Origin of the sequence: Naumannella halotolerans (assembly GCF_004364645.1) — a bacterium.
In the GTDB taxonomy this organism is placed as follows: Bacteria; Actinomycetota; Actinomycetes; order Propionibacteriales; family Propionibacteriaceae; genus Naumannella; species Naumannella halotolerans.
This window is the reverse complement of the sequence record NZ_SOAW01000001.1, coordinates 1,226,226-1,246,226: the sequence shown is the minus strand read 5'-3', so window position 1 is coordinate 1,246,226 and position 20,001 is coordinate 1,226,226. Positions and strand designations below refer to the sequence as shown.

General features: G+C 66.1%; 20 protein-coding genes. 10 read left to right on the top strand and 10 right to left on the bottom strand.

The window, feature by feature from the left end:
• Positions 1–129: 129 nt before the first annotated feature.
• The gene (locus tag CLV29_RS05790; RefSeq protein WP_133754038.1) at positions 130–1,443 is read right to left on the bottom strand and encodes an aspartate aminotransferase family protein; all 1,314 of its coding nucleotides are present in this window, start codon (positions 1,441–1,443) and stop codon (positions 130–132) included.
• 134 nt (positions 1,444–1,577) lie between these two features.
• Between CLV29_RS05790 and CLV29_RS05785 the strand changes: the two genes are divergently transcribed.
• Entirely contained in the window at positions 1,578–3,323 is a 1,746-nt protein-coding gene (locus tag CLV29_RS05785) for an ABC transporter ATP-binding protein (protein WP_208292769.1), read from the top strand.
• The gene (locus tag CLV29_RS05780) at positions 3,263–5,146 is read left to right on the top strand and encodes an ABC transporter ATP-binding protein (RefSeq protein ID WP_392508927.1); all 1,884 of its coding nucleotides are present in this window, start codon (positions 3,263–3,265) and stop codon (positions 5,144–5,146) included. Before CLV29_RS05785 ends, CLV29_RS05780 begins: the two co-directional genes overlap by 61 nt.
• 39 nt (positions 5,147–5,185) lie before the next feature.
• On the opposite strand, the gene murD is transcribed toward CLV29_RS05780, so the two are convergent.
• Positions 5,186–6,517 (bottom strand): UDP-N-acetylmuramoyl-L-alanine--D-glutamate ligase, encoded by a 1,332-nt coding sequence (murD, locus tag CLV29_RS05775; RefSeq protein ID WP_133754036.1) that lies wholly within the window; start codon positions 6,515–6,517, stop codon positions 5,186–5,188.
• A 182-nt stretch (positions 6,518–6,699) separates the two neighbouring features.
• Positions 6,700–7,803, bottom strand: a complete 1,104-nt coding sequence (locus tag CLV29_RS05770; protein ID WP_133754035.1) for a TauD/TfdA family dioxygenase — start codon at positions 7,801–7,803, stop codon at positions 6,700–6,702.
• Between the two features lie 163 nt (positions 7,804–7,966).
• Between CLV29_RS05770 and CLV29_RS05765 the strand changes: the two genes are divergently transcribed.
• Both CLV29_RS05765 and CLV29_RS16415 read left to right on the top strand, forming a co-directional pair.
• Positions 7,967–8,299, top strand: a complete 333-nt coding sequence (locus CLV29_RS05765; RefSeq protein ID WP_133754034.1) for a TfoX/Sxy family protein — start codon at positions 7,967–7,969, stop codon at positions 8,297–8,299.
• 115 nt (positions 8,300–8,414) lie between these two features.
• Positions 8,415–8,639 carry a hypothetical protein gene (locus CLV29_RS16415; RefSeq protein WP_133754033.1) on the top strand — a complete coding sequence of 75 codons (225 nt, stop codon included), beginning with the start codon at positions 8,415–8,417 and terminating at the stop codon, positions 8,637–8,639.
• A gap of 735 nt (positions 8,640–9,374) precedes the next feature.
• Here CLV29_RS16415 and CLV29_RS05755 read toward each other — a convergent pair.
• From CLV29_RS05755 to CLV29_RS05745, 3 genes are all read right to left on the bottom strand, one after another.
• Complete coding sequence (locus CLV29_RS05755; protein WP_133754032.1) at positions 9,375–9,785, bottom strand: DUF1428 domain-containing protein; 411 nt, start codon at positions 9,783–9,785, stop codon at positions 9,375–9,377.
• 12 nt (positions 9,786–9,797) lie between these two features.
• A complete protein-coding gene (locus tag CLV29_RS05750; RefSeq protein WP_133754031.1) occupies positions 9,798–10,217 on the bottom strand; it encodes a BLUF domain-containing protein in 420 nt (139 codons plus the stop codon).
• A gap of 79 nt (positions 10,218–10,296) precedes the next feature.
• Positions 10,297–11,004, bottom strand: a complete 708-nt coding sequence (locus tag CLV29_RS05745; protein WP_208292768.1) for a TetR/AcrR family transcriptional regulator — start codon at positions 11,002–11,004, stop codon at positions 10,297–10,299.
• 353 nt (positions 11,005–11,357) lie between these two features.
• On the opposite strand from CLV29_RS05745, the gene CLV29_RS05740 reads away from it, so the two are divergent.
• The 4 genes from CLV29_RS05740 (at position 11,358) to CLV29_RS05725 (ending at position 14,264) form a co-directional block, all read left to right on the top strand.
• The gene (locus CLV29_RS05740; protein ID WP_133754030.1) at positions 11,358–12,065 is read left to right on the top strand and encodes a hypothetical protein; all 708 of its coding nucleotides are present in this window, start codon (positions 11,358–11,360) and stop codon (positions 12,063–12,065) included.
• Positions 12,062–12,511, top strand: coding sequence for a phage holin family protein (locus CLV29_RS05735; protein WP_133754029.1), 450 nt, complete (start codon positions 12,062–12,064; stop codon positions 12,509–12,511). Before CLV29_RS05740 ends, CLV29_RS05735 begins: the two co-directional genes overlap by 4 nt.
• On the top strand, positions 12,508–13,158 hold the full coding sequence (locus CLV29_RS05730; RefSeq protein ID WP_133754028.1) for a DUF3618 domain-containing protein: 651 nt from the start codon (positions 12,508–12,510) through the stop codon (positions 13,156–13,158). Before CLV29_RS05735 ends, CLV29_RS05730 begins: the two co-directional genes overlap by 4 nt.
• A gap of 77 nt (positions 13,159–13,235) precedes the next feature.
• The gene (locus tag CLV29_RS05725; protein ID WP_133754027.1) at positions 13,236–14,264 is read left to right on the top strand and encodes a YihY/virulence factor BrkB family protein; all 1,029 of its coding nucleotides are present in this window, start codon (positions 13,236–13,238) and stop codon (positions 14,262–14,264) included.
• A gap of 236 nt (positions 14,265–14,500) precedes the next feature.
• Here CLV29_RS05725 and CLV29_RS17190 read toward each other — a convergent pair whose 3' ends face one another.
• The 4 genes from CLV29_RS17190 to CLV29_RS16410 all read right to left on the bottom strand — a co-directional run bounded on the left by CLV29_RS17190 (position 14,501) and on the right by CLV29_RS16410 (position 18,435).
• The gene (locus tag CLV29_RS17190) at positions 14,501–14,620 is read right to left on the bottom strand and encodes a VOC family protein (protein ID WP_392508926.1); all 120 of its coding nucleotides are present in this window, start codon (positions 14,618–14,620) and stop codon (positions 14,501–14,503) included.
• 96 nt (positions 14,621–14,716) lie between these two features.
• Positions 14,717–15,909, bottom strand: a protein-coding gene (locus CLV29_RS05715; RefSeq protein WP_133754026.1) for an IS3 family transposase whose coding sequence is annotated in 2 segments (ribosomal slippage) — positions 14,717–15,622 and positions 15,625–15,909 — 1,191 coding nt in all. Because the reading frame shifts where the segments join, the coding sequence is not laid out codon by codon here.
• A 213-nt stretch (positions 15,910–16,122) separates the two neighbouring features.
• On the bottom strand, positions 16,123–17,904 hold the full coding sequence (locus CLV29_RS05710) for a hypothetical protein (RefSeq protein ID WP_133754025.1): 1,782 nt from the start codon (positions 17,902–17,904) through the stop codon (positions 16,123–16,125).
• A 51-nt stretch (positions 17,905–17,955) separates the two neighbouring features.
• Positions 17,956–18,435 (bottom strand): phosphoadenosine phosphosulfate reductase domain-containing protein, encoded by a 480-nt coding sequence (locus CLV29_RS16410; protein ID WP_208292767.1) that lies wholly within the window; start codon positions 18,433–18,435, stop codon positions 17,956–17,958.
• Here CLV29_RS16410 and CLV29_RS05700 point away from each other — a divergent pair.
• Entirely contained in the window at positions 18,407–19,543 is a 1,137-nt protein-coding gene (locus CLV29_RS05700) for an MFS transporter (protein ID WP_208292766.1), read from the top strand. The two genes, CLV29_RS16410 and CLV29_RS05700, sit on opposite strands and share 29 nt — an antisense overlap.
• Before the next feature lie 236 nt (positions 19,544–19,779).
• Positions 19,780–19,908, top strand: a complete 129-nt coding sequence (locus tag CLV29_RS16970; protein ID WP_279586453.1) for a hypothetical protein — start codon at positions 19,780–19,782, stop codon at positions 19,906–19,908.
• Positions 19,909–20,001 lie beyond the last annotated feature (93 nt).

Sequence of the window (20,001 nt, the reverse complement as noted above, 5' to 3'; positions counted from 1 at the left end):
GACAGTTCCTGGATCGCCCTTCCTTCGACACGACACCGGCCGGTAACGCGGCAGCTGAACCGAGAAACCCCCGCCGCACACCTCGGCAGGTGTGCGGCGGGGGTTCTCGGCGATCGGCCCGCTCGGTGATCAGCCGATCGCGTCGTCGGCCGCGGTCAGGGCGGAGTCCAGGATGTCCAGACCGGTGCGGGCATCCTCCGGTGAGATGTTGCAGGCCGGAACCACATGGATCCGGTTGCCGGACGAGAACGGCATCAGACCGGCCTGCTTCGCAGCACCCACCGTGGCCGCGAGCGCCTCGGGGGTGATCGGCGCCTTCGTCTGCGGATCGGAGACCAGGTCGAGAGCCCAGAAGGCGCCGATGCCGCGTACCTCACCGACACTCGGGTGGTTCTCGGCGATCTTCGCCAGCCCGGGGCCGAAGACATCGGTGCCGAGGGCGGCCGCCTGCTCCACGATGCCCTCCTCGCGCATCACGTCGATCGTGGCCACGGCGGCGGCACAGGCCAGCGGATGTCCGGAGTAGGTGAGACCGCCGGGGTAGGGCCGCTCGCCGAAGAAGTCACGGATCTTCTTCGAGATGGCCACCCCACCCAGGGGTACGTATCCGGAGGTGACGCCCTTGGCGAAGGTCATCAGGTCCGGCACCACGTCGAAGTGGTCCAGCGCCAGCCAGCTGCCGGCGCGGCCGAACCCGGCCATCACCTCGTCCAGGATCAGCACCAGGCCATAGGTGTCGCACAGCGCGCGGACCCCGGCCAGATAACCCGCCGGCGGCACCATGATGCCGGCTGTGCCCGGAATGCTCTCCAACATCACCGCCGCGATGGTGGACGGGCCCTCCATCACGATCGTCTGCTCCAGGTGCTTCAGCGCCCGCTCGCACTCCTGCTCCTCGGTCTGGGAATCGAACACCGAGCGGTAGAGGAACGGGCCGAAGAAGTGCACCGTGCCCATCGTGCCGAGGTCATTGGGGAAGCGGCGCTCGTCACCGGTGATGGTGATCGCGGTGCTGGTCGCCCCGTGGTACGAGCGGTAGCGCGACAGGATCTTGTTCCGGCCGGTGAACTGGCGGGCCATCCGTACCGCGTGCTCGGTCGCCTCCGCACCACCATTGGTGAAGAAGACGCTGTCGAGGTCGCCCGGGGCGATCTCGGCCACCCGGCGGGCAGCCCCGGACTTGGCCTGCGAGGCGTGGGCCGGAGCCAGGGTGCAGAGTTTCGCAGCCTGGTTCGCGATCGCCTCGACCACCTTCGGGTGGCCGTGACCGATGTTGGTGAACACCAACTGGCTGGAGAAGTCGAGATAGCGTTTGCCGTCTGCGGCGGTGAGCCAGCTGCCTTCGGCGCTGTCGATCACCATCGGATTCACCTTGTCCTGCGCGGACCAGGAGTGGAACACATGGGCCAGATCAGTGGCCAGGACATCATCGGAGGCGCTCATGGCGCCATGATTCCACATCCGCGGCGTCGGCATGGCGGTCCTGTTGTCGCTGATGCTGCAGCTGAGGGAGGGCTAAGTCACAGCCGCCGCGGACAGGGGCAGAATGGAGCGGTGAAAGCTCCACGACCGGCTGGATGCCGATGCCGTTGCTGCGCCTGATCGGTACGGGTCTGCGGCCCTACTGCGGCTGGCTGGTGTTGCTGATCGTGCTGCAGATCGTCAGCGCCGGCGCGGCCTTGTACCTGCCCACCCTGAATGCCCGGATCATCGATGACGGAGTCGCCACCGGTGACCTGCCGCGGGTCTGGCAGCTCGGTGCGGTGATGGCCGGAGTCAGTGTGCTGCAGCTGATCGGCCAGGCCTGTTCGGTATTCGTCGGTGCCTGGATCGCGGCCTGCCTCGGGAGGGACATCCGGGAACGGTTGTTCGCCCGGGTACTGACCTTCTCCGCCCGTGAGTTCGACCAGTTCGGGGCACCGACCCTGATCACCCGGAACACCAACGACGTGCAGCAGGTGCAACAGCTGGTGCTGATGGCCGCGACCCTGTCGATCACCGCCCCGATCACCATGGTCGGCGGCGTGATCCTGGCGATCCGGGAGGATGCCGGTCTGGCCTGGCTGATCGCGGTCTCGGTCGGTGTCCTGGTCGCGCTGGTGGCCGTCGTGGTCACCAGGCTCGGCCCGCGGTTCCGCAGGATGCAGTTGGGCATCGACACCGTGAACCGGATCCTGCGGGAACAGATCACCGGCATCCGGGTGGTCCGGGCATTCGTCGCCGAACCGGCCGAGCGGGAGCGCTTCGCCCGGGCCAATCAGGACCTGACCGCCGTGGCCATCGGGGCCGGTCGGTGGATGGCGGCGATGTTCCCGATCGTGTTGCTGGTCAGCAATCTGTCCGGGGTGGCGGTCGTCTGGTTCGGCGCCTTCCGGATCATCGGTGGTGACCTGCAGGTGGGCCAGCTGACCGCCTACATCTCATACCTGATCCAGATCCTGATCTCGGTGATGATGGCGACCTTCCTGCTGGTGATGGCGCCCCGGGCCGCGGTCTCCGGTGAGCGGATCCAGACCGTGATGCAGACCGAGAGCTCGCTGATCCAGTCGGCCGACGGGATCACCGAGGTGCCGCACCCGGGACGGATCGACCTCGACCACGTCAGCTTCTGCTATCCCGGTGCCGAGCACCCGGTGCTCAGCGATGTCTGCTTCTCCGCCAGACCGGGTGAAACCGTGGCGATCATCGGCGCCACCGGTTCGGGCAAGACCACGCTGTTGTCGATGATCCCGCGACTGTTCGACCCCAGCTCGGGCTCGGTCGCCGTCGGCGGGGTCGACGTCCGCGAACTTGCACCCAGTGCCCTGCATCGGGAACTGGCCCTGGTACCCCAACGCGCCTACCTGTTCTCCGGCACGATCGCGACCAACCTGCGCTATGGCAATCCCGCGGCCACCGATGACGAACTGTGGCAGGCGCTGCGGACTGCCCAGGCCGCCGATTTCGTGGCCGAACTGGACGAAGGGCTGCAGGCACCGGTCAGTCAGGGCGGGACCAACTTCTCCGGTGGCCAGCGGCAGCGCCTCTCGATCGCCCGCGCCCTGGTCAGCCGGGCCAGGATCATCCTCTTCGACGACTCCTTCTCCGCCCTGGACATGGCCACTGACGCGCGACTGCGAGGTGCACTGGCCGAGTTCGGCAAAGAGCTGACCACCGTGCTGGTCGGGCAGCGGATCGCCACGGTCAGGGAGGCGGACAAGATTATAGTGCTGGAGGACGGGAAGGTGGTCGGCCGCGGAACCCATGATCAACTGATCGAGACCTGTCCGACCTATGCCGAGATCGTCGCATCCCAGCTGAGTGCCGAGGAGGCCGGCGCATGAGCGAGAACGGAGCCGGTCCCGCGCCGAACCAGCGGGCGATGCGATTCGGGCCTTCCCTGCGGCGGCTGGTCGCCGAGCTGTCACCGAACAAGGTGCTGTTGTTGCTCGCCGTGGCCTTCGCGGTGATCAGTGTGTTGCTGATGGTGATCGGCCCGTACCTGTTGGGCATGGCCACCGATGTGGTCTGGCAGGGCGCCGTCGTCGACCCGGCAGCGGGGATCGACTTCACTCGCTTGCTGCAGGTGCTGGCTGTGACCGGGGGCAGCTATCTGGCCGCCTCGTTGTTCGGCTTCGTCCAGGGGGTGGCGCTGAACGAGGCGGTGCAGCGGACGATCCGGACCTTCCGGGAACGGATCGAGGACAAACTGCACCGGTTGCCGCTGAGCTACTTCGACCGGCACCAGCGCGGTGACCTGTTGAGCCGGGTGACCAATGACATCGACAACGTCTCCCAGGTGATGCAGCAGACGATCTCGCAGCTGTTGAACGCCTTGCTGACGGTGCTCGGCGTGGTGATCATGATGTTCTTCATCTCGCCGCTGCTGGCACTGGTGGCCCTGGTCTCGATTCCGTTGATGATCGTGGTCACGGCGTTGATCGGATCCCGCGCCCAGGGACGGTTCGTGGACAACTGGGCCGCCACCGGTGAGGTCAACGCGCAGGTCGAGGAGGCCTACTCGGGTTTCCAGCTGGTACGGGTGTTCGGCCGCGAGGCCGAGGTCCGCACCGAGTTCGGACGGCGCAACGACAAGCTGTTCCGAGCCGGTTTCGTCTCCCAGGCGCTGTCCGGACTGATCATGCCGGTGACCATGCTGATCGGGAACTTCGGCTACGTCGCGATCGCCGTCGTCGGCGGCATCCAGGTGGTGTCCAACCAGTTGAGCATCGGTGGGGTGCAGGCATTCATCCAGTACTCCCGCCAGCTGACCCAGCCGTTGTCCCAGATCGCGGCGATGTCGAACCTGCTGCAGTCCGGGGTGGCCTCGGCCGAACGGATCTTCGAGATCCTCGACGCCGAGGAGCAGACCCCCGATCGGCAGGGATCGCTGCCGAGCCCGTTGCGCGGGGAGGTCCGCTTCGAGCATGTCGACTTCTCCTACAATCCCGAGACGACCGAACTGATCACCGACCTGAACCTGCAGCTCCTGCCCGGACAGCAGGTGGCGATCGTCGGCCCGACCGGGGCGGGCAAGAGCACCGTGGTGAACCTGCTGATGCGGTTCTACGACGTCCAGGCCGGGATGATCACCATCGACGGCACCGACATCGCCTCGGTACCGCGGTCCGCACTGCGTTCGGTCACCGGCATGGTCCTGCAGGACAGTTGGCTGTTCCACGGCACGATCGCGGAGAACATCCGCTACAGCCGGCCCGAGGCCGGCGATGCCGAAGTGCGCGCGGCTGCCACGGCGGCCTATGTCGACCGGTTCGTGCGTTCACTGCCCGACGGTTACGACACCATGATCAGCGAGGAGGCCGACAACCTCAGCGCCGGGGAAAAACAGCTGGTGACGATCGCCCGGGCCTTCCTGGCCGATCCCGCGATCCTGATCCTGGACGAGGCGACCAGCTCGGTGGACACCCGGACCGAGGTGCTGGTGCAACACGCGATGGCCAGGCTCAGCAGCAGCCGCACCAGTTTCGTCATCGCGCACCGCTTGTCGACGATCCGCGAGGCCGACCTGATCGTGGTGATGGAGCACGGTCAGGTGGTCGAACAGGGTACCCATGATCAACTCCTGGCCCTGGCCGACGGGGCCTACCGCCGGCTCTACAACGCCCAGTTCGCCGGCGCTGCAGTGACCGAGGACCCGCAGGCCTGAGGCGTCAGGCCTGCGGCGTCAGGTCTGTCGCGAGGTCTGTCACAAGGCGCCGACGGCCCCGGTGAACTGGCGGCCGCGGTCCCATTTGTCGCGGAACATGCCGCCGTTGCCGGCCGCACCGGGGGAGAGCAGCACGATATCACCCGATTGCGCCAGATCGGCTGCTGTGGCGACGATCTGCTCCATCGAACCACCGCCCAGCACGGCCCGGCCGTCACCGTTGAACAGCGGCTGCAGCTTCGGTGCGAGGTCATCGATCAGCACCACCGCCCGGACCGAGTCATCGGCCAGGATCTCGGCGACGAAGTCGTCCTGCGGGACCTGCTTGTCGATACCGCCGATGATCATCACCTTCGGCTCGTCGAAGGCCTGCATCGCGGCCAGCGCCGCATCCGGGGCGGTGGCATAGGTGTCGTTGTACCAGCGGACACCATCGATGGTCCGGACGAGCTCGAGATGCTCGGCCAACCCGGTCCAGGAGCGCAGGACCCCGGCGATCACCCCGACGTCCCCGTCGAGCACATCCCACAGCACCGAGACCGCCGCACAGACGTTCTCCAGGTTGTGCCGCCCGGGCAGGGCGATCTCCGCGGTCTCGATCACGGCGGTGTCACCGTGGAACACGGTGGTGCCCTCCACATACGCGCCCTCGCGTACCGTCGCCGCCCGCCCGGCCGGGGGGACGTCGAAACCGACCTTGTGGCCCGGGCTCAGGGCTGCCAGCTCCGATGCCACCGTCGACCGCGAGTTGTAGACCGTCAGGTCCTGGGCATGCTGATGGGAGAACAAGCGTCCCTTCGCCCGGTGGTAGTCGGCCAGGTCGGCGTGCCAGTTCAGGTGTTCAGGGGTGACACTCAGACCGACCGCCCGGGGGATCCGGGCGGTGAAGTCGTGCAACTGGAAGCTGGAGAGCTCCAGCACGCACCAGTCACCGGGGGCGACCTGCGGCAGCAGCGACAACATGCCGACGCCGATGTTGCCCCCCAGGTGCACCGTCTTCCCCGCTGCGGTCAGGAGTTCGGCGACCAAGGTGCTGGTGGTGCCCTTGCCCTTCGTACCGGTGACACCGATCAGCCGCGGGCTGGGGCTGTGCTTGGCGAACTCGTTGACGCTGGTGGTGATCCGCTCGGCCAGGTCCGGGCACTGCGGGTTCGCCTCGGTCAACCGGTCGGGGTGCACACCGGAGGAACGGATCACCAGGTCGAAGGCGTCCAGCCCCTGCAGATGGTCCGGGCCCAGCCGGGAGTCGAACTCCGCCGGTACGGCGAGGTCGGTGTTGCCGTCCCGGATCTCGACCTGGTCGCCACGCTCTGCGTAGTACTGGGCCGAGGCTCGGCCGTCGGTGGCATAACCGACGATCGCTACCCGCATCGACAACCCCTCATTCCGTGGCCTGTACCGCAGGCCGACATCGCTTCGGCCCCCGCCGAGTCCTGCTGCTCGAACGAGGCTACTTCACCGAGAACCGGCCGTCTCGTCAACCGGCGACGACCGCCGGACACACGAATGCCGCCCCGCTTCGGGGCGGCATTCGCAGGCTCAGGCGAAGCGGGTCACTTCAACCGGGCGAGCAGATTCTGCGGATTGATGATCCGCGGAGCGTCCTCGTAGGACTTCACCCGCACCGAGTCGTCGGCGCAGACGACCCGCTGCTGCCAGCGGTCGGTGCCATCCCAGCGCGGGGACTTCGCCTCGGTGTAGTTGCGACGGCCGTGCAGCACCCGGCGGTTGTCGATCAGCACCAGGGCGCCCGGATCGGTCGGCAGGTCGACGGCGAAGTCGGCCAAAATGCCCCGGAAGGCGTCGAGCGCCTCCTGGGCCTTCGGGTCGGCGTCCTTGACCACGATCAGGTTCGCGGTGTTGGCGCGGATGAAGGTCTCCGGCTTGCCGGGGATGTCGTAGAGCAGCGCCTGCGGCAGGTCGGCATTGTTGTCCTGTCCACCCTGACCGGGGTTGGTCAGGTTGATGTACCAGGGTTCGCGGAGCAGCGCATGGATCTCGTCGGGCAGTACGTTCGGGTCCGGTGCGGAGACGAAGGTCGGCACCTTGTCCGGATTGCGCAGGAACTGCAGGGTCAGCCAGTCCGGGCTGATGTCGTAGTCGTTCGGCAGCCGGCTTCCGTCCTCGGCGACCGCGTCGGCCAGGTTGTAGGAGGCGTCCTCGGTGTGCAGCCCCAACTCGGCGGCGGCATTGGCGCTGACGCCGTGCACACCCGACAGCTTCTTGATCGCGATCACGTCGTTGATCACATTGCCCGGCTGCTGCGAGGTGTAGCCGTAGCCGTACCACCCGGCCATGCCCAGGATCAGTCCGCGGAAGACGCCGACCTTGAGCAGGGTGTTCTCGGCCTGGCTGCGGTAGTCGATCGGGGTCGGCGGGAGCTCGTCGTCGGCCGGCGGGGGCAGTTGCAGCACGGTCGCCTTGTAGGCGCTGTGGCTGGCGATCTTGTCCAGCAGCTCGGCGAGTTCGGGGGCCTTCTCCCGCAGATCGGCGCCGACCGCGGCCATCCGGTCGAAGGCGGCCGCATGGTCGAGATCGATGAGCTCGGGGTACAGGCTCTCCACCGTGTCGCTCAACACCGAGATGTCATGGTCGCTGGGCTTGGCCAGGACCACGGTGTCGAGATGTGAGTAATGGTCGAGAGTGAGATTGCTCATTAGTTCTGGTGTCCTCCACGGATCGGAATCAGGGCCAGACTTAGCCTAACCTAAGTGATGGCCGGGGCTGGAGTCTGTGCGGCAGATCACCACGATCGTACGTCAGCTGCACCGGCGATAGGCGAGGATCGTCCCACCGGATCCGATCCCAGGGGGTGTGGCCATGGCCGCAGATGCAGAGTTGACCGAGCGGGTACGCGCGGCGCTGGCCGAGCAGCCGACAGTCCGTGAGGTTCGGATGTTCGGTGGTCTGTCGTTCATGGTGAACGAGAAACTGGTCGTCTGTGTGCGATCCGACGCCATGTTGGTACGGGTCGCCGCCGCCGACCACGAATCGCATCTGGCCGAACCCGGGGTCGCGCAGCCCGAGATGGGGGCCGGGCGCTCGATGGGACCCGGATGGATCGAGGTGGACACCACGACCCTGACCGACGACGCGTCGCTGGCCCACTGGTTGGAGGTCGGGCTGGCCCACAACGCCACCTTGACCGGCTGAGTCGAGTCCGGCTGAGTCGAGGCCGGCTGGGTCGAACTCGACGGAATCGGCGAAATCGGACCGGGGCCCGGCCGGAACTGCAAGGCTGGGGATCCCCCGATTCAGGAGTGTGCCGATGACCAGTCCCGAGCCAGGATCCGTACCCAGCACCGACGAGGGAGGCAGGGAGTCCCGCGCCGTCGCCGGAGTCACCGAGCGGGAGGCCCGCCGGGTCACCACCGGAGCGCTGATCGGCAACGCGCTGGAGTGGTACGACTTCTTCCTCTTCAGCGCCGCTGCAGCGCTGGTGTTCAACATCCAGTACTTCTCCGGTGCCAGGGGGGCAGCCGCTCGGCGCTGACGCGCCTCGCGGAGCTGCCGGCCTGTCGGCCTCCATGATCAACTCTCTGCCTGGTTGGGTGGCGACCCAGTCGGGTCGGACAGACTAACCGCTGTCGCGGTCCAAGATCATTACCGGCTGACGCCGTCCATGATCAACTAAACATGGACCGGCTGACGCCGTCCATGATCAACAACTCACCAAGGACAGCAGACGCCCGGCTCGGTCCCAACAGCGCCACGTCATCCAGAACCCCGATCGCGGGATGCCCCGGGACCAACTCACCGACCCGCTCCGCAGCAACCCGAGCAACCACCCCGGACCCACCAAGCACCCCCACCACACCCGCCAACAACAACCCACCCACCGCACACGACCCACTGCGACCCCATGATTGCAGCACTCACCAGCCCGGACGGGCCGTTCGGGACCTGTAGCGTCGACAGGCACAAGCTGCCCGCGCGGCGGGCCCACACCCCCGACCGCCCGGGTTGCTCGCCGAGTCCTTTCCGCCGGATGCAGAAGCAGCAACGGTCCAGAACTAGAGATTAGGGTCATGGGCGGCTCGTCTCTCGGCGAGCGTCGGGGTACTGACCTGACCGTGCACAACCCGCGCCCCACCCCGTGAGCCTGGACCTCAACGGTGAGCAGCCTGACCGCGAGACAGCCGCGGTGCGCCGAATCGGCCTACGGCCGAGACGAGCTATCGTCCCGGGCACGGTGCTCGGTGTGACCGGCGACAAACAGGTTCTCTGATCAATCGTGACGTCGCCGGATGAGAGCGACTTCGAAGCTGTTGCCCATCAGACGGCGGCCGTCGAACACGGGTTCTTCGGTCAGTGTCTCCTGGATCCGCGGGTCGCGAGTCGCTGCGGCGGTGCCCCGGTCGCGTTCTTCTTGTGATGGCCATTCGATCACCGACACGACCAGGCACTCTGAGCTGCGGGCATTCACTGCCCGGGCGATGCCCCGTAGCTCATTGGCACCGTAGGTGACGCTGGCTGCGTGGAACTCTTGCTGTTCGGTCGAGTCGTCGACCTGCCAGTAGTCGGTGACGCTGATCGCACCATGATCGAGATACACATCGGCCATCCGCTGGGAGAATTCGACGTAGGCGTCCCGGTGGTCCGCCGGCACCGGGACGATCGTGACATCAGCGAACGTCATGCTGGTGGTCCTTTAGGCCTTGAGTGAGGACTCAAGGACGGCCAGGAGATCGGCACGGCGGTCCGGGTTGCTGGTGATCGTGTCCTGGGTGGTGAGCAGGTTGGAGAAGGCTGGGTGATCATCGAGGGTGGTGTCGGCGAAGTCGGCGAAGGCCATCGACCAGTGGGTGAAGTGTGGCTCGGCGCCGGTGCTGACCCAGACGGTGCGGACCTCGTGGTGGCGGGGGTCGTTGCGAATTCGGCCGTAGAGTTCGTTGACGTCCTGCTCATTGCCTTCGAGCAGTTGCAGGAAGGTGCCGTTTTCGTGGAGCAGGATGCCGGTGATCTGGTGTTCGGCGTTGAAGGCGCGGGCTTCTTCCAGGAGCGCCATCAGGCCCTCGGCGTTGAGTGGGCGGGTGGCTTGGCTGCTGTAGACCAGCGAGAACGATGACATTTGCTCGCAACCTATCCGACGACGTCAAGCACTGCCGCCAGGTCGAGGAGAGTGGGTTAGCTCGAAGAGCGCGCGAGGGTTAGTTCTCGGATTTGATCAAGGCAATGCGGTCGAGCAGGTTTTCCAGCGATTCCTCGAACTCGGCGGCTGAATGATCCTCGCGCAGCAGGGGGGACAGCCGTTCGACGGTCGGGTAGGCATCAAGGCTGTCGTTGTGGTCGTCGTCGATGACGTCGAGGGGTCCGAGATCGGCGCCGTGGCTGGCGACCTCGAGGAGGAGATGGCCGAGGAGGAAGCTGGTGAAGGCACGGTAGGCGGCTGCGGCGGCCTGGTTGCTGAACCCCTCCTGTTCCAAGCCGTTGAGGAAGAACTCGACCCAACGCAGGCTGCGCAGCGGTGGACGAAGCCAGGGTGCCTCGGCCGGGCGGGAGGCGATGAGCGGGAACGCGGCGGGGTGGGCGAGAGCTACTTTGCGGACACCGTGGGCGAGACGTTGCAGGAAGTCCTGCCAGCCGTGATCGGGGGCGGTGATGACGTCGGGATAGCTGTCCATCTCTTCGACGAGGTCTTCGACGATGGCGTCGAGGAGGTCATCGCGTGATACGACGTAACGGTACAACGACATTGCTTCGACCCCGAGGGTGGTAGCGAGCCGTCGCATACTCAGGCTGGCCAACCCGTGATCGCTGATGTAGCTGATGGCGGTCTGCACGATCCGTTCACGACTCAGGGGAATCTGTGCTGAAGGCAGCTCGCGGCCGTTGATGGCGTCGAGGTCGGCATCCAAGGAGTCGGCCTGGTCGGTGTCGGAGTTCGCTGAGTCGGTCATGGCACCTCCTGGTGTGTCCAGTCTGCCCGATCTGGAATTGGCTGATCGGCCAGGGCCGATGCGGGTCCGCGTTCGTGCCTGACCGAGGAGGTTGTTGGCGGACCCCCTTCCCTTCCCGCCTACTTACACCGTAAGTTGCTGTGCGAGAGTGATGCTCTCGGGCTATCGCCGAGGCCCCTCCAGTCTGGAACGAAGGAGATAGACATATGAGTCAGTTCCCGTTCGGATCAACCCCACCCCCCGACGACCGCACCCAAGGAGACGAATCCTGGTCTGCCGGGGCACGAGAGCAGCCACCGGTCAGCGATGCCGTGATCGGCGACCGCGGCCAGCTGGTCGGCGACGAGGGAGCCGGTGGCGAGGTCGTCGGTGATGAACGTTGGACACCGGCCGCTGACACGCCGGGCACCTCTACGGATTCGGGGTCGACCAAAGACGTCGCTCGCGAGGAAGCTGCCCAGACCAAGGACGAGGCAGTGCGGGCGGGCAAGGATGTCGCCGCGACTGCCAGGAGTGAGGCGTCGAATGTGGCGGCCGAGGTTCGCGATCAGGCTGCGGATCTGACCAGCCGGGTACAGGGTGAGGTACGCACTCAGGGCCAGCAACAGCAACAGCGCCTCGCTGAGGGGTTGCACTCGGCGTCACATGAGCTGTCGGACATGGCCCGCAACTCGCAGCAGAGCGGCATCGCGACCGAGGTCACCCAAGAGGTGGCCCAGCGATTGAGCCGGACCGCTAGCTGGCTTGAGGCCCGCGAGCCCGCCGACATCGTGGCCGACCTCCGCGGATTTGCCCGGCGCGAGCCCGCGCTATTCCTGCTCGGCGCCGCCGGTGCCGGGTTCCTCATAGGCCGGCTGGTGCGCGGCATCGCGGCCAACAAGAAGGACGGGTCGAACGACACCCCAGCTCTGGGCAGTCGCAGCCGACCAGCTGATCCGGTCGGTCCTCAGCCCGGTCAGGGCGGCATCAACACCGGCACGACGTGGGGCGATACCTCCTCGGGCGAGGGTCTTCGATGAGCCAGCATCCGGCCCAACCTCCCCAGCCCGCGGGCAAGGACCGTGGAGCACTACAGGCTGCTGACGGTCGCTCCGTGGGCGAGGTGATGGGTGACATCGCCGGTGATGTGTCGAAGCTGATGCGCCAAGAGATCGCGCTGGCCAAGGCCGAGGCCCAGCAGTCGGTCACCAAGGTCGGCAAAGGCGTCGGCATGTTCGTCGGGGCGGCCATCGCAGGCCTGCTGCTGCTGGTGTTCTTGTCGGTCAGCGCCTGGTGGGGACTCGGCCAGTTCATCGGCAACCAGTGGTCAGCACTAATCGTCGCGCTGATCTGGGCTGTCATCGCAGGAGTGTTGGCCCTCGCCGGTCGGGCGGAGCTGCAGCGAATACGAGGCCTCTCGGGCACCACCGAGACCCTGAGCAAGATCCCGAACGCCGTGAAAGGTCACGAGGAGGACAACAGATGAGCAACATCGATCCCACCCGGGAGCCGGTCAGCAGTAACGATCCCGATCGCATCCGTGCCGAGATCGCCGAGACCAGAATCTCGCTCAGCGATGACGTGAACACCTTGGCCGACACCGCGAACCCGAAGAACATCGCCCGACGCCAAGGTGAGAAGGCCCGGCACGCCGTCGCCGGGGTGGCCGAGAAGGTGATGGGTAGCCCCGACAGCGGCCACCACACCACCGGAGGTGCTGGCCGCGATGCCCGAGAAGCGGTCAGTGGCGCCGCACACGAGGTGGGCAAGGTCGTCACCCAGGCGCCGGACAAGGCCAAGGCCAACTATCAGGGCAGCCCGCTGGCTGCTGGTCTGATCGCCTTCGGGGCCGGTGTGCTTATCGCCAGCCTGATCCCGGCCAGCCAGCGAGAGCAGCGTGTGGTCTCCGATCTGGCCGAACGGGCCGAACCTCTCACCGCCGAAGCGAAACGGGGGGTGCAGAAGCTGGGCGAGAACCTGCAACAGCCAGCACAAGAGGCTGTCGAATCGGTCAAGCAAACCGCCACCGAGGCAGCCGACACGGTGAAGGGCGAAGCCAGCACCGCTGCTGACGATGTCCGCGACCAGGCACAGACCGGGGCAGCCAACGTCCGCGAGTCTCGCGACAACTAACGGCTCCCGAGCGCACCCGCGCCCCTTCCAACACTGCGGGTGCGCTCGGGCCCCCGTGTCTGAGGAGATGACAGCCCGTGACGAAGCTACACGGTCCTACCGCCCGCGGTGACGACATTCCAGGTGAGCAGGCGACGACACCCACCGAGATCCCCCCACAAGGTTGGCTCCAGATCGTCAAGCGTGGTTGGGCCGAAGCGACCCTCGACCAGGTACCGCTCCTCGGGGCCGGGGTCGCGTTCTTCGCCTTCCTCGCCCTGTTTCCCGCCCTGGCCGCGATGGTCGGCATGTACGGGCTGTTCGCCGATCCGGCGACCATCGCCACCCAGGTCCAGCAGATCACCCAAGCTCTGCCGCCCCAGGCGAGCGCCCTGATCACCGACCAGATCGCATCGCTGACCTCCACCGGCCGCCAAGGACTCGGCATCGGGGTGATCATCTCGATCCTGGTCGCCCTGTGGAGCGCCTCGGGCGGTATGAACAACCTGATCGCCGCCGTCAATGCCGCCTACGACGAGGACGAGACCCGCAACTTCATCAAGAAGCGTGGTCTGGCCCTCCTCCTCACCATCGGCGCTATCATCGTCCTCCTGCTCGTGTTGGCGTTGATCACCGCGGTCCCGCCACTTCTGCAATCACTCCTCGGCGATAGCCCGGCAGTCAGGATCATCCTTCAGATCGTGAGCTACCTCGTGCTCGCAGTCGTCGTGGTCACCGCCCTCGCCGTGCTGTACCGCCTTGCCCCGGACCGGGACGCGCCGAGATTCCGATGGGTGTCGGTCGGCGCTGTCGTCGCCGCCGCGATCTGGCTCCTCGCCTCGATCGGCTTCTCGATCTACGTCACCACCCTGGGCAACTACGCCAAGACCTACGGAGCATTCGCCGGGATCATCGTGCTCCTGCTGTGGTTGTGGCTGACGTCGTTCGCGATCCTGCTCGGCGCAGAGATCAACGCCGAATCCGAACAACAAACCATCCGGGACAGCACCCAGGGCGAAGAAGAACCCCTCGGACAGCGCGACGCCGTCAAAGCCGACACCACACCCAGATCAACTGCGACTGCCGACCGAAGCTCAGACGCAACAGCGCACAACGAGAAACGATGAGTACCGACCGCTCTCGCACTTGGCGAGGGCTGACCAGGCACGCGATGCCACCCGGGCGCCCGATTGACCTAGGCTACGCAGCACAGCGCTCGAAGCACGTCGAGGTCGTACTCGCGACGCTGACGATTTCGTCGAGTGGACGGTCCCCAAGGGTACGTGAGCCAAGCGGGCCCTGACCCACTTACCCCGGCGACCTACTCGCTCGGCGACAGGGGCAAACTACGCCCGTGCGTCTTTCAGCTCTGCGGGCTCGCGTAGAACTGAAGATCGTTACCTTCGGTGTCTTTGAAGGGTGCGATTCGACCCCACGGGTGGTCGCTGATGCCCCCAGGAAAATTCACCCCGGCCTGCTGCAGACGCTCGACCTCAGCGTCAATACCGACTTCAGAAGTGAACGTGATGACCGCTCCGCCGTCGGCAGGGTCTGCTGCACGATCGGGTGACAGGTTGGGTCACGCAGCCTGAGTGGCTGGTGTGGTCATGATGGTCTCGTACTCGATGGGGGTCAATCGGCCGAGACTGGCTTGGCGACGACGCCGGTGGTAGGCGCGCTCGATCCAGGTCACGATGGCGATCCGTAGGTCCTCGCGGGTGGCCCAGGCTCGGCGGTCCAAGACGTTCTTTTGGAGCAGCGAGAAGAAGCTCTCCATCGCCGCGTTGTCACCCGCGGCACCGACGCGACCCATGGATCCGACCATGTCGTGACGGTTGAGCGCGGCCACGAATTGTCGGCTACGGAATTGCGATCCACGATCGGTGTGGACCACGCAACCGGCCACGTCACCGCGCCTGGCGACGGCGCTGTTGACCGCGGCGACGGCGACTCGAGCCTTCATCCTCGAGTCGATCGAGTAGCCCACGATCCGGTTGGAGTAGACGTCTTTGAACGCGCAGACGTACAGCTTGCCTTCGCCGGTCCGATGTTCGGTGATGTCGCCGACCCACAGCTTGTTCGGCCCATCCGCGTTGAAGACGTGGCGGACCACGCCGTGGGGGTCGACCACGGCGCATAGGTCGTCGTGGACCGGCGGCCCGGGCTTCTTCGCCTTGCCCCGCTTGGGTTTGCCGAACGCCGACCACCAACCGAGTTCGGAGCAGATCCGCCATGCGGTTCGTTCCGCCATCGCTTCGCCGGCCTGTTTCGCTTCGTCGACCAGGAACCGGTAGCCGAACTCAGGGTCGTCCTTGTGGGCGTCGAACAAAGCGTTGGAGCGGTAGGCCTCGACAAGCTCGGCGTCGGTCACCGGGCAGGCCAGCCAACGGTAGTAGGGCTGGCGAGCGATGTTGAGCACCCGACACGTCACCGTGACGGGGATCCCGTCGACAGCCAGCACGCGGACGAGCGGGTACATCATTTTCCCGGCAGGTTCGCCTGCGACAGATAGGCAGCCGCACGGCGCAGCACCTCGTTTTCCTGCTCGAGCAGTCGGATCCGTTTCTTGGCTTCTCGCAACTCGGCGTTCTCAGACGCTGTCGTGCCGGGCTTAACCCCGGCCTCGACGTCGGCGGTCTTCATCCAGTTCGTCAGACACGACTCGCTGATCCCGAAGTCAGCAGCAATGTCTTTCAGATGCTGACCAGGCTCTCGGTCGCGGGCGACTCGGACGACATCGTCACGGAACTCCTTGGGGTACGGCTTGGGCACAGCGACATCCTTCCAGCGGCACCTCTCAGCACCACAGATCGGTTGTCACCTACTCGTGCAGCAGACCCGGCCGGCCAACACCCGCCGCATGTCTCGCCCAGATCACCGCACCACCCGTCGACGGCGGCACCGGCACCGCTGGCATCCGACCCCCCTATATGCATCCCGCCCGCCAGTACGAACTCCACCTCCCGACGCCACTGCCGTAAGGCGTCACTCCCCCGAGACCTCGGAAGGGAGTTCAGCCACGAAACTCGGTACGGGCGGGTTGTCGATCCCCTCGAGATCCCAGGCGGTCAGCTGAAGGGGGTCGGCTCCCACGTACTTCTCTGCGTCGACCAGCCACCACCGTTGCTCTGGTTCAGCCGCAGCCAGGGCCACCTTTACTTGCTCGCCCGCGAGCAGAGATTGGCGTGCCGATGCCGCATCCACAACACGGACCGCGGGGTGCCACATCTCGATCGGCATGGCGATGATCTTCCGTCCATAGATTTCGACGGTGAAGGGTGTTCGGCGCGCATAGAAGGTGACCGGTTGTCCTTGGTAGAACGGGTCGCTGTCTCCAACTTGCTCCGCGGGGGTCAGGGTCATAGTGGGTCGCCACAAATCGGGCGCCAGCACACACCTGCCTTCGCTGATGAGCCTGATCGCTCGACACCATGCCCGCGACCGACCATCAAGCTCGGGCGGCATCGCGAATCGATCGTTGGTGACCCGCTGCACCACGACAAGGTCCTCGGCCGCCTGGTTCACCGTCCGCAGCACGTCCACGAACTCGGTGTCTGCGAGTAGCCCTGAACCGACGCCTGCGAACCTGCCGGCCCGCATCCCATCGACCTCCAGTTCCAGCACCTCCGTTGTCCGTAGGTCCAACATCAGGCGGGTGGCTTCAAGGTGCACTTCCGGCATCAGCCCCTCCGGAACCTCATAGCTCAGTGCTGCCGACACTGGGGAGTTCGGACTGGTCGGCACGAACTGCATTTCCAGCGTCACAAGATTGGAGGCAAACCCGAGCTCGAGTGTCACCCCTTCGGTTCCGCGCCCGACGTGCTTCGTCACTCCCACGTAACCCCCGATGAACTGGCCGCCCCCACCCAGCAGCCGTACATTCACCGGACGATCGACAAGGCGCGCCTCGCTATGGATGCCGAGTTCGATCTCGCCGTTTCTCCCTTCCCGGGCGAACAGGGGTGGGCCTTCGATCTTGAAGCTTCGTACGTTCTCGGCCGGTATGCGAACCGGCCTGGAACTACCAAACCCAACCGACTTCCGAAAAGCGTCTCGGAGAACATGATCTTCAGCTCCGAACTCGACCTCAGTCGTGATGCTGATCGGCGCCACCTCGGCAGACCGGGAGTGTTTCGCGCGAGGGCTGACGCACACCAAACCGTCAACACGCGAGACGTCCATACCCCAATTGGGATCGACACCGTCGATCACCGAACCCAGAGAGTGCATCCTGTCGACGACGTCAGCGGCTCCATTGGTCAGAGCAGCCGCCTCCATTCCCGCGATCTTTATCATCTCCAGCGCGTAGTCATGGCGTAGGTGATTGGCTGCCAGGTCGAGATGCCGCGCCAGCAACTCATCGAGCTTCGGCCGGTCCCACACCGCATGTTCCAGTTGATAATCCGCAACGAGCTGGTCGATGAACGTGTAGTCGGCAGGAGTGAACTTGCACGGAGCGACCAAGACCCATTCCTCGGGGGGCACGTCACCTTCCATCACCTTCTTGAGCGACTTCTTGACCTGGCGTCGGCGGCTGACGCCCATGCCGGTTTCACGCCCGAGGAAGTACTTCAGCTGGTAGACCTTCCGGTTGCCCGCGGGGTACAGCACCTCGACGTCTTTGCCGCCGTCGCCTCCGCGGCCCTCGTAGGCCCGCACTGTTGCGTCTGCCGGCTCAATCCGATGGATCAACGCCTCGACGATTCGATCGAACTCCGGTTGCCCCATGCTGTCCCAGTCGATGCTGCTGGTTGGTTGGCTTCCCATCGACCAAAGTCTGGCGTACCGCGCCAGGTAGGACCCCTCAGACACCCTTGGTCAGGTGAACTCGTCGATGCGCGGCAGCACCTGACGTAGATCGTGGTAAAGGTCGGGCCAGCCGCGTTTCAGCCAGGTCAACCGGCCGGCTTCGAGATGGCTGCCGTCGAGGATCTGCGAGATCCGTAGCGCGTGGTCGGGAGCACCGAGCCGCCGGAGCTTGGCGTAGACCGGATGTACCGGCAGTCGGTGATGCGCGGTGTAGTTCCACACCTGGTCGTCGGTCCAGTCCCAGATCGGGCCGTAGGCGACGGTCTGGTCGGCCCGGGACACCGTGCCCCCGTGTTGGCGGCGCTGGTCTGTCCGGTCGCTGCAGCAGCCGTCACAGTCACGTTCGACGCTGGCTGTGAGCGCCCGGGCGTACATCACGCGCCGGCCGTGGGCCTCTGCTGCGCGAACACCCCACAGCTCGCCAACACCGTGGTCGCGGTGTGCCCGGGCCGCGGGTTCGGTGATCAACACTCCGTGCAGGTTCGGCACGGGCCGACGTTGCTGTGCATGGTCCCAGGCGCGCGCCACGGCCTCGGCCCTGGCCTCCTTCGCCACCTTCGGCGTCGGACTGGTCGCCCGGCCGGTCGGCGGGATGGTCTTCGGGCATCTGGGTGACCGGATCGGTCGGCGGAACGTGCTGATGATCACCATCGTCGGCATCGGCATCATCACCGGACTGATCGGCCTGCTGCCGAACTACGAGGCGATCGGGATCGCCGCGCCGATCCTGCTGGTGCTGTTGCGGATCCTGCAGGGCCTGTTCGTCGGCGGCGAATGGTCGGGCGCGATGACCATCGTGGTGGAGAACGCGCCGTTGGAGAAACGCGCCCGCTACGCCGCCGTACCGCAGATCGGCTCGCCGATCGGCACCATCCTCAGCTCGGGTGGCTTCTTCGTGATGACCTTGGTGTTCTCCGCCGAGAACTTCAATGCCTGGGGATGGCGGGTTCCCTTCCTGGCCGCGATACCCCTGCTGGGGGTGGCGATCGTGATCCGCAGCCGGTTGGAGGAGTCGCCGGTCTTCACCGAACTGGTGGAATCGGGCCAGACCGTGACCTCACCGGTGAGCCAGACCCTGCGGGAGAGCTGGCGACAGATCCTGGTCGGCATGCTGGTGGCCGTGCTCGGCGTCGCCGGCTTCTACCTGGTGACCACCTTCGTCGTCTGGTACGGCGTGAACATCCTCGGTTACTCCTCGAGTCTGATGCTGCTCGGCAGCATGATCGCCGCGGCGCTGGAGATCGGGGTGCTGCTGATCGGCGGCCGGCTGGGGGAGCGCTTCGGTGCCAGCCGGGTGGTGATCGGTGGCGGTATTGCCAGCGCCGTGCTGACGCCGCCGAGCTTCCTGCTGATCGTCAGCGGGCAGCCGGTGCTGGTCGTGGCCGGGATGGCGATCGCCGTCTCTGCCCTGTCCTTCCCCGACGCCGCATCCGGCACCGTGCTCACCGGACTGTTCCCGGCCACCACCCGGTTCACCGGGGTCGCCTTCGCCCAGAACGCCGCGGGTGTGCTGGCCGGGTTCCTGCCGCTGGTGGCGACCGCGCTGGTGCCGCTGCCGGCAACCATTGGTGGCCGGCGGCGCTGCTGCTCACCCTGATGTCGCTGCTGACCGCAGTGGCCGGGATCCTGGCACCCCGGTTGAGCGTCTCCCTGCCGGGTTTTCGGCACTGAGGGCAAGCGTCATGGCGCCGCGGCCGCCGATCCGCACGGCGGCGGCGCGCCACGTCGCGGTCGGTGCGGCCACGGCTGCTAGCTTTCCTGTCAGGTACCCGGGCCCGGTGAGGGCCCGACCTCGACCGGTGAGGAGGGGCCTCGACCGATCTGGAGGACTGGATGACTTCGAGCGGCAGCGTGATCACGCTGGTCCTCGCCTGCCTGGTGATGCTCGCGGTGATCGTCTTCATGATCTGGATCCTGCGCAAGCTGGTGACCCGCTGGTTGGAGCGCAACAGCCGACCGTGAGACCGGTCCCGGCGTGCCGATATTCCGGTCCGGCAGTGGACGGGATTAGGCTGGCGGTCCATCGCCCGATGACCCCCGGAGCCGGTGGCCTCG

Excerpts from the sequence above, each read along its gene's own strand:
- CLV29_RS05790 (WP_133754038.1), bottom strand. The coding sequence starts at position 1,443 with ATGAGCGCCTCCGATGATGTCCTGGCCACTGATCTGGCCCATGTGTTC.
- CLV29_RS05785 (WP_208292769.1), top strand. The coding sequence starts at position 1,578 with ATGCCGATGCCGTTGCTGCGCCTGATCGGTACGGGTCTGCGGCCCTAC.
- murD (WP_133754036.1), bottom strand. The coding sequence starts at position 6,517 with ATGCGGGTAGCGATCGTCGGTTATGCCACCGACGGCCGAGCCTCGGCC.
- CLV29_RS05770 (WP_133754035.1), bottom strand. The coding sequence starts at position 7,803 with ATGAGCAATCTCACTCTCGACCATTACTCACATCTCGACACCGTGGTC.
- CLV29_RS05765 (WP_133754034.1), top strand. The coding sequence starts at position 7,967 with ATGGCCGCAGATGCAGAGTTGACCGAGCGGGTACGCGCGGCGCTGGCC.
- CLV29_RS16415 (WP_133754033.1), top strand. The coding sequence starts at position 8,415 with ATGACCAGTCCCGAGCCAGGATCCGTACCCAGCACCGACGAGGGAGGC.
- CLV29_RS05755 (WP_133754032.1), bottom strand. The coding sequence starts at position 9,785 with ATGACGTTCGCTGATGTCACGATCGTCCCGGTGCCGGCGGACCACCGG.
- CLV29_RS05750 (WP_133754031.1), bottom strand. The coding sequence starts at position 10,217 with ATGTCATCGTTCTCGCTGGTCTACAGCAGCCAAGCCACCCGCCCACTC.
- CLV29_RS05735 (WP_133754029.1), top strand. The coding sequence starts at position 12,062 with ATGAGCCAGCATCCGGCCCAACCTCCCCAGCCCGCGGGCAAGGACCGT.
- CLV29_RS05730 (WP_133754028.1), top strand. The coding sequence starts at position 12,508 with ATGAGCAACATCGATCCCACCCGGGAGCCGGTCAGCAGTAACGATCCC.
- CLV29_RS05710 (WP_133754025.1), bottom strand. The coding sequence starts at position 17,904 with ATGGGAAGCCAACCAACCAGCAGCATCGACTGGGACAGCATGGGGCAA.
- CLV29_RS16970 (WP_279586453.1), top strand. The coding sequence starts at position 19,780 with ATGACTTCGAGCGGCAGCGTGATCACGCTGGTCCTCGCCTGCCTGGTG.